The sequence below is a fragment of the Vibrio sp. 10N.222.49.C9 genome, assembly GCF_041474985.1.
In the GTDB taxonomy this organism is placed as follows: Bacteria; Pseudomonadota; Gammaproteobacteria; order Enterobacterales; family Vibrionaceae; genus Vibrio; species Vibrio crassostreae_C.
The window spans coordinates 100,278-111,610 of sequence record NZ_JBFRVD010000033.1 but is presented as its reverse complement, the minus strand read 5'-3'; the positions used below and the strand labels follow the sequence as shown (position 1 = coordinate 111,610).

Annotated in this window: 8 protein-coding genes and 2 pseudogenes; 3 read left to right on the top strand and 7 right to left on the bottom strand. The window is 44.0% G+C overall.

The features are described from left to right. Positions 1-19 precede the first annotated feature (19 nt). Both AB4585_RS15165 and istA read right to left on the bottom strand, forming a co-directional pair. Positions 20-124: pseudogene (locus AB4585_RS15165) on the bottom strand (IS21-like element ISVch3 family helper ATPase IstB); the annotation flags it as partial. A gap of 11 nt (positions 125-135) precedes the next feature. Continuing rightward, on the bottom strand, positions 136-1,668 hold the full coding sequence (istA, locus tag AB4585_RS15160) for an IS21 family transposase (protein WP_372155763.1): 1,533 nt from the start codon (positions 1,666-1,668) through the stop codon (positions 136-138). A 246-nt stretch (positions 1,669-1,914) separates the two neighbouring features. Here istA and AB4585_RS15155 point away from each other — a divergent pair. Then, positions 1,915-2,154: pseudogene (locus AB4585_RS15155) on the top strand (transposase); the annotation flags it as partial. Positions 2,155-2,607: 453 nt separating this feature from the next. Here the strand turns inward: AB4585_RS15155 and AB4585_RS15150 are convergent. The 3 genes from AB4585_RS15150 to AB4585_RS15140 all read right to left on the bottom strand — a co-directional run bounded on the left by AB4585_RS15150 (position 2,608) and on the right by AB4585_RS15140 (position 6,036). Beyond that, a complete protein-coding gene (locus AB4585_RS15150) occupies positions 2,608-4,116 on the bottom strand; it encodes a hypothetical protein (RefSeq protein WP_372154772.1) in 1,509 nt (502 codons plus the stop codon). 473 nt (positions 4,117-4,589) lie between these two features. Next, entirely contained in the window at positions 4,590-5,447 is an 858-nt protein-coding gene (locus AB4585_RS15145; RefSeq protein WP_017059746.1) for a hypothetical protein, read from the bottom strand. 40 nt (positions 5,448-5,487) lie between these two features. Continuing rightward, on the bottom strand, positions 5,488-6,036 hold the full coding sequence (locus AB4585_RS15140; protein WP_017059745.1) for a recombinase family protein: 549 nt from the start codon (positions 6,034-6,036) through the stop codon (positions 5,488-5,490). Between the two features lie 398 nt (positions 6,037-6,434). On the opposite strand from AB4585_RS15140, the gene yfcC reads away from it, so the two are divergent. Next, positions 6,435-7,913 (top strand): putative basic amino acid antiporter YfcC, encoded by a 1,479-nt coding sequence (gene yfcC, locus AB4585_RS15135; RefSeq protein WP_017071864.1) that lies wholly within the window; start codon positions 6,435-6,437, stop codon positions 7,911-7,913. Positions 7,914-8,041: 128 nt separating this feature from the next. Continuing rightward, a complete protein-coding gene (locus AB4585_RS15130; protein WP_017059743.1) occupies positions 8,042-9,049 on the top strand; it encodes a succinylglutamate desuccinylase/aspartoacylase family protein in 1,008 nt (335 codons plus the stop codon). A gap of 113 nt (positions 9,050-9,162) precedes the next feature. Here the strand turns inward: AB4585_RS15130 and AB4585_RS15125 are convergent, their stop codons facing one another. After that, on the bottom strand, positions 9,163-10,176 hold the full coding sequence (locus tag AB4585_RS15125; RefSeq protein WP_017059742.1) for a DUF2955 domain-containing protein: 1,014 nt from the start codon (positions 10,174-10,176) through the stop codon (positions 9,163-9,165). Beyond that, positions 10,166-11,230 (bottom strand): HlyD family secretion protein, encoded by a 1,065-nt coding sequence (locus AB4585_RS15120; protein WP_017059741.1) that lies wholly within the window; start codon positions 11,228-11,230, stop codon positions 10,166-10,168. The genes AB4585_RS15125 and AB4585_RS15120 overlap by 11 nt, the downstream gene beginning before the upstream one ends. Positions 11,231-11,333: the final 103 nt, after the last annotated feature.

Genomic DNA, 11,333 nt, shown 5'->3' with positions numbered 1-11,333 from the left:
AAATTCAGCGTACCACTACAAAGTCCAGCTCTGCGTAGGTGCTCAGTTGTTCTTGTTGCTGCTCTAACGCTTTCACTGCATGGCTCAAGCGGAGGGTTTTGAGTTGGTCGTTCAGTGCGTTCATTTGTATTTCTCCTAGTGATAACAGTTCGGGCCACGGACATTGCTATGAACAAGGTTCGGCGTGCTCGTGTTGTCTTTGCTCAGTTGTCCTTCACGATTGTTCTTCAGCAGATTGTTGATGAAGGTGTAGTTCGGTTTTGTCAGCATCAGCGCATCTTTACAGGCTTGCTCTAAGCGCGACTCGCCATGCGCTTTACTCAGATTGAGCAGCCCAAGGCAGGAGCGATACGACTGCTCTGGATGAGGCTTGGAGTAGAGCATCTTATTGATGACTTCTCGTGTGGCTGGGCCGATATTGGCTCCCCAGTTGAGCAGGCGTCCAGGCGACCACTTCTGATGTTGATGATTACTCGGCATGTGCTCTGGTTGGGTGCTGTTTCCGCGCTCTCTTTGGCTGCGTGGATGCTGGGCTACCAAGTTACCTTGATGGTAGATCTGCACCAGACGGTTGGAGGCTTCCAGTTCGACATGGTGACCAACAAGTTGATGTGGCACCGAGTAGTAGTGGCGGCGATATTCTATGTGATAATCAGGCCCAACCTTGGCTCGCTTGGTTTCGGTATAGAGGTATCGCTGCTTAGGTAGCGGCTTTAACGCTGGCTTATCGAGTTTGTCGAACAGCGCTTTGCGGCTCGCACCATACTGTTTCATCTCACGTTCGTTTAAGTCATTCATAAGCTCACGGATGGCAAGGTTCAGCTCTTTGAAGGTATGGAAGGTTTGATGTCGTAGTCGCATCATGATCCAGCGTTCCACTAGGATCACGGCATTCTCTGCCTTGGCTTTGTCTTTCGGTTTGTAAGGGCGAGCTGGCATCACTGCGGTTTGATAGTGATTCGCCAGTTTTTGATAACTGTCGTTAAGTCTCGGCTCATAACGATTGGCTTTGGTGACCGCGCTACGTAGATTATCGGGAACCAAGAGCTGTGGTACACCACCGAAGTGCTCGAACGCATTGGCATGCGCCTCTAACCAGTAAGACTTACCTTGACTCGGGAAGGCTTCAACATAGGTGTAATTGGACGCACCTAAGGTCGCCACGAACACTTCTGCTTCGCGCACTTCACCTGTATCAGGGTTGACCACTTGAAGCCGAGGCCCACAGTAATCGATAAACAGCTTGTCACCTGCCACATGGAGCTGGCGCATGCTGCGCTTTTGAGTTTTGAACCAACGAGTGAAGTGCTCGCAGAACTGAGTGTAAGCGTAAGCTTGTTCTTGATATTGCTCATGGTATTCCTGCCACAACAACATCTTTGTCATGCCTTTACGTCTGAGTTCGACTGCGTATTGAGTGAAGTCTGGCATGACTTTATCGCGACTGGCTTTCTTGCCGTGATACAGCGCTTGCGTGAGATCAGCATCGCTGCAACTTTCGGGTAGAGGCCAGCCAAGTTGGCTTTGTTTAAAGCGAGTAAGGAGTTCCGATATGGTGGACGGGCCGAGTTTCAGGCAAGAAGCGATACCACGATTGGAGAGACCGCAGTCGTACTTAAGGCGTAATACCTCTTTGATTTTGTTCATTGGAGTTCTCTTTTTGGCCATTGTCGCTTCCTTACGTTCTTGTTTAAGAAGTAAAGAATAGCGAGCTATTGATTTAAAAGAGAAAAAGGAAGGATTTCGGGCATTCCGATCGCGGTTTTCGCTATTCCGATCACCGATTTCGGAGTTAGGCTAAAAGTGATCGGATAATCGCGGAATCAGTGATCGGTTTAAACCGAAATGGGTGATCGGATAATCCCGAAATGACTGATCGGAATGCTCCGAAATATGCAACATGCTAAAGGGCTCTGGGAGGCTTGGTGGGCACAAGTACAAGAGAGTGGAATTAAGCCATTGAAAGAGTTCGCACGAAAACTGAGTCCTTATCTTCACGGTATTATCGCATCGGCAAGTTATCCGCTAAACACCTGCACCCTAGAAGGGATAAACAACAAGATAAAGCTAATCAAGCAAATGGGGTATGGGTATCGAGATACCGACTACTTCTTCTTGAAGATAAAAGCGGCTTTCCCCGGAAAGCCGCGATGAACCTTAATTTATAGTTACACAGTGACACAAAAATAAATTTGCAAATATTTGTTTCTAAATGATTTTTTGATAAACCATGCAAATAAAACGTTGTCGATTAAGATTGTTTTGTGATGCTATATTTTATTCTGATTTGGAGGGAGGTGTTCGCAATCACCGACATACGCGGATCTTTTCAATATTTTCTGAACCAGATGAAGTGATGCCTGTCGTAAGTAGGGATACAAGCTAGAAGAAGCAACTAGGATGAAGATAATATATGATTATAGAGAGGTACTAGCAAGTGCTTTTTGTGGGTATTAAAAAGCGTACACACTGTTCTACATAGTATGTACGCTTTCTATTCATGAAGGCTTAGCGAATCAATGAACTAATCGCTAGGTATTTATGATTTTTCTCGCTAATTCTTTGTGACACCCTTCATGGCGCTCTCTCTGGGTTTTTCGCGTTACACTAGCCTTCATTTCGACTAGATAGGTGCTTAGCAAAAACTTTGAGGCTATCACCTTCTTCTATACCTGCCGAGTTATTAAATCTCAAGTCATAAGAGCCAGCACGATCAAGATAATACATACTGGTTGAATCAACTGCTGTTGTAAATTGACTACGGGCTTTGAAATGACCATCTTTGTTTGGGTAACCGAAGCTCAATTCACCGATTTCCATAGCGCTTTTACTAGTAGGGTATTTGATCAGAAAAATACCTTCAGCAGGTTCACCGTCTTGCGTAACGGGAATTTCTAAACGACCTTTATCATTGACATTTATTTCTACCAGCTTTTCATCAGTAGACTTCGCTAGGTTTTGGAAAATTTTGTATGCATTTTCAGCATTAAAAGATGATAGAGGTGCTACAGCATAAAGATCTAACTCTTTGGCGACCTCGTCGAACACCCTGTTATGAGAACTATTATACTTGTTAGCGTCAGGAGCTATAATTCCACTATGCGTGCTATAGCCACCAACAGTTTTATGATTTAAAGATCGGCGAGCGTCCTCAAACGCTCTCCTTGCATCACGCTCAGTACCAAATTGGTTATCCGCTAGTATGGTCACTTTCTTAAGTTTTTCATCTGCTTTCTTATGACGAACGTTAAGAATTGCGTGTTCTTCAGCTAATTTATTCATCTCAGAAAATAAAGGTATCAGAGACGCATTGTAGGTATCTAGCTGTTCACTCGTTAGTTTCTGTTCATCACGTGATCTCAGACCATTGCCGTCATTAGCAAATCCGATAGTATAGCAAACCCTGTACTCTGCATTGTATCGATTATGACTGCTGCAATTTTCTGCATTTGTATCTAAATATGCGCTTGAATAAGCCTGAAAATTAGTATTTGAAAGAGGAATTGTAAGTTCATTTTTAATAAAGAACTTACGGGCGACTTCCAAACCTTTTTCACGGTAAGCTACTAGCTCATTACTTTTTGCTTTTACCTGCTTTCCTAAATTATCGTACTCTTTCTTACTTTCGCTAAGATAAGCGTTGCGCTCAGCCAGATTTTTTTCACTCGCATCAATTTTTGCAAAATACTCAGGATATTTATGGCGGTATGCTTTCTCCACATTGCCGTCCGAGTATTTGCCTGCGTAATGCTTGTAGATTTTTTCAGCTTGCTCTTCTGCAAGATCCAAATCAGTATCAAACTTAACTTTAAGCTCATCTGATACTGGAAGTAGAGTTAATTTTTCCCTTATTACTTTCAACTCTTCTAGCTTATAGTCTGAAGCCTCACCATGAAGCCTCTGCATCGTACCCTCTAAGTCAGCAGCAAGACCAATTGCTTTAAATTGCTTTTCGATTTCTGGAGAGTAAAGAGTTCCAGCCGTATCGGCTAGGTGATATACCTTTACCTGTGAGAAGTCGACATCTTTTTGGGGTTGTGATAGCTGTACATTGTAGTCATCGCCACAACCATACATAGCAATAGAACCTAGTGCTAAGAAGATCACCTTTTTCATTTATTTCCCTTTGAATATATGTAACGAACACCTAATGACTTGATATTACTAATTAAGATGCCGAAAACGCTGAAGTTCGTGAATATTAAATTAGGTTTATATTGCGGTTCAATTCGAATGATGTAACAGATTATTTCAAAAGAATAAATTGGCTTGAGGTAGCTAAACTAACAAAATTGAAAACACGGCGCGAGTTCAACTCACAAGCAGAGCTGAACTGACATCCTTATTTAAGAAAATAAGCTTCCTTCTTGATACTGGCTTCATATGGTACTAAGATGAGGTACTAAAGGGTTATTCTCAAAATTCACAAACACCCTAACCTATTGAAGTCACTGTTTTTTTAAGGCAGTTGAAGGCGACTCCCGCCAGCTCCACCAAACGTTTGGAAACAGCGTTATTTCAATGGGTTAACGCCTTTTGGGAATGCGCTGTTTTTGTATTAGTGCCTCACAAAAATGCCACAGGTTATTTTAACTAATAGTCTTCATCCACTCCTTCGCTACATCAATTTGCTCTAACAATGGTTGCATCAACCAATCAATACTCGAAAAATAAGTAGTTCGAACAAGACCTGATTGAAAAAGTGCGGTAATAACTAGTATCACCGTAAGTCTCCTCATCCAAACAGCATTACTCTCAGCTCTGTCTTCTCGTGCTTTTTCTTCCTTTAGATGCTCTAACGTTACTAGTAACTTGCCTTTAGCAATAAAATTAAAGCTATCTTTAGCCCTCAACTCCCCAGACTCTACAAGCGATTCAAGTATACGTTGGATTCTATCGACCCTGACCTTACGCTTACTGTTAAAGATAGACATGTATCCGTACAACTCATCACTAACTGCTCGAGCTGATAGTTCTTTATGTGGGTTGTCTTCTGTCATTCTATCAAGCGTTTCAAGTACCTTGATTCTATTCGGTCTTTTCAGCGGTTTCTTACTATGGAAAAACTTAGGGACACGGTACTTAGCTAGTGCATAGAATGATGCTAACTTGTAATACCTAGTACATTCATACCATAAGAACTCTCGCTTCGTGTAATAAGTATGGTCAACCAAACCATGGTAATGCTTAATCTCAAACACAAGAGAACTCAGTTCATCCAGACTAAACTCAACTGGTACGTTGTACTCTTGGTCTTCCTCACTCCACGCTAATACATGTAAGGAATTATCATCAACACTATCCCCAATGTAATTAACTTCCCCTTGCTTTATACGAACAGAGTAACAGTCTACCTCTGCTCCCTCACTGCCGCTTCTCGGTACTAGCCTAAGTTTTGGTACTTCAAGCACGCTCTTGAGCTTTGTGATAAACAACTTGTCCAGCATTGAACTATCCCTAGTCTTTGATACTCAAGGCATTATACCATCATTGCCCATCAAGTAATCTATACAGCGTAGCCCTACCTATCCCTAATTCTTTAGCTGCCTGAGCTTTAGGTACACCGTTATCCAATAGCTTCTGCACATCCTCTTTCGTCACCTGTGCTTTCGGTCTACCTATGTGTTTACCAGCTGCCTTCGCTGCTGCTATCCCCTCAGCCTGACGCTCTTTAATCAATTCCCTTTCCATCTGTGCCACTGCTGCCAGTATCCCTAGTACACCTTTCTGCGCTGCACTCATTACGCCATCGAATCTCATTCCTTCCTTGTGGAACTGTACCGATACACCTTTCTGGTTCATCTGCTCCACCAGCCCTACAGCATCACCTGCACCGCTACGACAGATACGGTCTAGGCTGTGAACATGCAGCACATCACCATCCCTGACATAATCCAAGCACGCCTGTAGCTGTGGTCTGTCTACTGTCTTAGCTGATACCTTTTCCTCGAACACCTTATCCAGTTTCACATCTGCTAACTGTCTGCTGGTGGACTGCTCTGCTGTACTAACTCGAATGTAACCTACGTTCGCCATGCTTACTCCTAGTGTCTCAAAACCTCTTAACACTTACAGGATTACATGTATCAAAACTCTAAGTCAATGCTTTTGAGACAACCTTAGATACAGTCTCATAAGGTATAGTTTTTTATATATCCAGAGTCGCTCTATGAAACTTACCGCACTGCTTAAAAAGCACCTGAGCTAGGACTTTTTACCTCTAAATAAAACCAGGCAATAACAAGTTAAAAATAAAAACCATCATGCCACGCAAAAACAAGAACATAACACCACCAAACAAGCCAAAAACCAACTTAAAATTGACATTATATGCTTAATTAGTGATATTTTATGCCAATCTTAATTATAGCTAAAAACTGACAATGAGCACGACAACCACAACATCGGATACCATCCAAAATAAGACATGGAAAATGCCAGATACTCTGGTGCTAATTTTCTTTATCGCGTTGCTTGCGACTGCAATGACATATGTCATACCTGCAGGCATGTTTGAAACACAAGACATCAGCTATGTTTCTGATGGTGCAGAGAAAACTCGTACCGTTCTAGATCCAGCTTCATTTGCCTATCACACCGACCCCCAAGGCAACCCGATTTACAATACTGTCGGACTATTCGCCAGCGGTGGTGATATCGGCTTAATGAACTTCGTATTTGAAGGTTTAGTGTCTGGATCTAAGTGGGGTTCAGCAATCGGCGTTATCATGTTTATGCTTGTGATTGGCGGTGCTTTCGGCATTGTGATGCGCACAGGTACTATTGATAACGGTATCTTGCGTCTCATAGACAAAACCAAGGGCAGTCAATCTCTTTTCATTCCAGTATTATTTGCACTGTTCTCGCTCGGTGGGGCTGTATTTGGTATGGGTGAAGAAGCCGTCGCCTTTGCCATTATTATCGTGCCGCTAATGGTACGTATTGGCTATGATGGTATTACTACGGTAATGGTGACGTACGTAGCGACTCAGATTGGTTTTGCTGCTTCTTGGATGAACCCATTTTCTGTTGCTGTTGCCCAAGGCATTGCTGGTGTACCTGTCTTATCTGGGGCATCGGTGCGTATCGCTCTATGGGTTTTCTTCACCGCGCTCGGCATCGCTTTTACGATGTGGTATGCGAATTCGGTAAAGAAAGACCCTTCGAAATCTTACAGTAAAGCTGGTGATGTTTACTTCAAGAAGCAACAAGGAGACTTGACTCAATCACGTTGGAATATCGGCGATACGTTGGTGATTCTCACCGTGATAGCGAGCATGACCTGGGTTATTTGGGGTGTAGTGGTTCACGCATGGTACATTCCTGAAATTGCCTCTCAGTTTTTCACTATGGGATTTGTTGCTGGCTTAATCGGTGTTATTTTCCGATTAAATGATATGACCATCAACGACATGGCCGATTCATTTAAGGAAGGCGCAAGTGTGATGCTAGCGCCCGCTATTCTTGTGGGTAGTGCTAAAGGTATCTTGCTGATTTTAGGCGGCGGCAGCGATGCAACCGAGCCAAGCGTACTGAATTCAATCTTAAGCAGTGCGGGCGGTGTGATTAGTGCATTGCCAGAAGCGATGGCTGCTTGGCTGATGTTCGCCTTCCAAGCTATTTTCAACTTCTTTGTAACGTCAGGATCAGGGCAGGCAGCTCTAACGATGCCATTAATGGCGCCACTCGCCGATTTAGCAGGTGTGACTCGTCAAGTCGCGGTTTTAGCATTCCAGCTAGGTGATGGCTTTACCAATATCATCGTCCCAACATCAGCTTCTTTGATGGCAACACTAGGTGTATGCCGCATTGACTGGGGTGATTGGGCAAAATTCTGCTGGCGCTTTATCGTGCTGCTATTCTGCTTGTCGAGCGTTATTATTGTTGCGGCTCACCTGCTGGGTTTTGCATAACAGCGCCTTTCAATATTTACGTGTATCTCAATGGGCAGTTTACTGCCCATTTTTAATCACAGCTTTCAATAACAATCATCCAACACAGACTCAGAATAGATTGTGAACCAGAGACAAAGGAAACTAGTGTGAGAAAAACTACTTATACCAATGATGTTCTAAATGGACACCCTGTAATATCTCAACTCAATGTTGATGACTTACCGATGGGATGCCATCGTTTCTGGTTTGAGGCACAAACTAACGGTGTTGGTCAAAATCATCATTTACCTGTGGTCGTCTATCGCGGTGAGCAAAGTCAAAATGCTCGCAAAATAATGGTAACGGCAGGCGTTCATGGTGATGAATTAAATGGAGTTATTACCGCACAGAAGGTCATTCAAAAGCTCGTAAACGAGGAGATACACGGCACAGTCATCATTATTCCGATGATTAATGTGTCAGGTATGTTGATGCACAGCCGAGATTTTATTTCATCGGATCCGGATGCATCCCCAGCAAACCTTAACCGTATATTCCCTGGAAACCCGAACGGTGATGCCTCACAACGTTTTACACATTCAATTTGGCAGAACCTACTCAGCCATAATGCGGATCTTGCTATCGATCTGCATACCCAAACTCGCGGAGCAGAGTATCCTTTGTATGTCTTTGCCGATTATCGAATCCCCGCAGCAATCAAAATGGCTCGATTGATCAATCCTGACTGTATTTTTGATGATCCAGGTGATGATGGCGTTTTAGAAACGCAGCTCAATAAAAGTGGTACGCCCGCTATCACCGTCGAGGTTGGTTCTGGAAAGGTTTTACAACCCGACCTCATTGAGCGTTCAGTGAATGGCGTGATGAATATCCTGCACTCGGAAAATATCATCTCTACAAAGATAGATCAGCCTCACTATGCCTGCTTTGAAGGCAAAGAAACGGTGACCATTAGAGCCAATGTCGGTGGTTTCGCTCTCCCTCAAGTTAAGGTCAGTGAATCAGTACAATCAAAACAATTGATTTCAATTCAATATGATAGTTTTGGTTCTGAGAAACAACGTTATTACGCCCCTGCTGATGGCTATGTACTCAGTGTCAATCAAGATCCGATGCGTGAACCGGGCGCTTTGTTAGTCAGACTATTGAAGTAACACGTCACTTCATCAAATGGCTCTTTACTGATGGCATTTGAGTCGTTAACCCATATTGTGAAAAGGGGATAACTCGGCAGAGCTATCCCCTTATTATTACTTATAAATATTAATCACTTACTGTGATCGGTATGACTATGATTAGTATTACTGCTGAGAAAGCCCAGTACCACTGCGCCAACCATGACTGCACAAACAATGGCAAATAGACGTGTCATTTGTGCCGAGAGGGACGCAGATCCTGGGTGGCTGATGATCTGATAAGCCAAGGTCGTAAAATTAGTAAACAAGAGCTGATAAATCGTCAGATTCGCCTGCCGCCTGATAGCAAAACACGCAAGTTGCAAACCACACACCAAACTCACGCCATAAATAACCAAGATTGGAGCGCCTGACACCATCATGATCATCACAGGTAACGTAAACAGAATGCCAACGCCAGTGGTGACAAGCTTGTTTCGGCTGAATGTACGGTGGTCGTGATTCGATGGGCTTTTCAACATACTGCCAAGCGTAATCGCAATCAACATCGTTTGTGACACCGAATTTCCTACCAAAATCGCCAGCACAACCACAACCGCGGTCGCTTTAAATGCAACCATGATATAGTCACCAGTAGTGGGCGCATCGGAAACGGCCGCAGTCGGAAGGACATTCACTTCATCCCCCGGGAACAACCAGAACCCCAAGTAAGTGACGATCAAAGCTATCACCAGCTTTTCAAAGAACAATAGGGGCAATCCCGCCATTGGGAGATGCATCTGCTTGTTGACCACCACCATCACGATGACCACGATAATGGTCAGTGTCGCGATGATATCTTTTGTATTCTGATGGCTACGCTGATAACTCCAGAACAGCAATAGCCAGCAATAGAGGACAAAACCGGTTGGCGAGTCGACCAATACACTACCAAAAAACACCACACCAAAGCTGATTAAGATTAATGCAACAATCACCTTTAATATTAAATTAATCGGTGGTTTGGATGGCATCAATGTCATGAACATCACAACAAATATGGGCGACAAAACAGCGAGCATCTGCCCACTTTGTTGATGGTAGAACAATAGCGAAAGCGGCAGTAACACCAATCGAATAATGGAGTTAGCTGAGCTATGAAACATAAGTCCACACGCTTAGAATTCTCATCCAAAGCTGAGCAAGCCACTCACCTGGGGTACTTTGCTCTGTCATGACAGCCACTGTGGCTTGTGAACCAAAACGAATGTTGCTTGGAACCTCACCATGATCAAACACAATATTGACTGGGTAGCGCTGCGCGGCAATAGAATTGGTGTCTGAATTTAAAAAGCCAGTCTCTTGGTCAGTGCTATTACTGCCACCCGTTCCCCAACCAATGCTATCAACCGTGCCGTATAGCACTCGCCCCGGTAACGCATCCAATACGATCTCAACTCTTTGCCCGACTTGTATATGCTCTAGCGAGTTTTCTCTGTATAACGCAGATATCCACACCTCTCGCGGATCAACAAAGGTCAAAACAGGTGAGCCTGCGGTTGCTCGCTGGCCTACCGTCAGTTGTAGGTTACTCACCACGCCATGAGAAGGAGCCATCACTTGGGTTTTCTGTAAGTTGAGCTGAGCCTGCTCAAGGGCTGCAATCGCCGCCAACACTTGTGGATTATCACTCCCTTCTGGCCCTAACGCTTGTTTTGCCTGAACCAAAGAGGCTTCTGCGGCTTTCAATGACGCTTCAGCACGATCACGATTCTCTATGGCGTTGTCTAATTCAGAGCGGCTAACCAGCCCTTTACTGGCGAGTTCACTCACTCGACTCGCTTGCTCTCGAGAATTATCCCGAGCCGCAACCGCCTCGGTCACTTTCGCTTGTGCAACGTTAACCGCCGCTGTGCTTGCGCCAATATTTTGGCCTACTTGAGCAAGATTCGCTTCAGCGGAACGCAAACTGATCTGATAGTTTCGAGCATCAATTTCAAACAACACTTGGTTCGTTTCAACGACCTGATTATTTTCAGTTTGCACAGACGTGATATTGCCAGAAACTTCAGGAGCAATACGCACAATATAAGAGTGAACACGGGCGATCCCCGTCATTGGTGTGACGCGGTCGGCCCACAAACTGTAAAGCCACACTACTAAAATAACCGAAATAATAATTAAACTAAGCTTACGCGAAGATTTTTCTGCTTTTGACATGCTCTCTCTCTCGATCCGACAGCACGATTTACTCGCCTGCCGAATACGATGTTTTAAAAATTAAAGTGAATTCCACTTCATTGTAGTCTAGTCGATCTGTCTC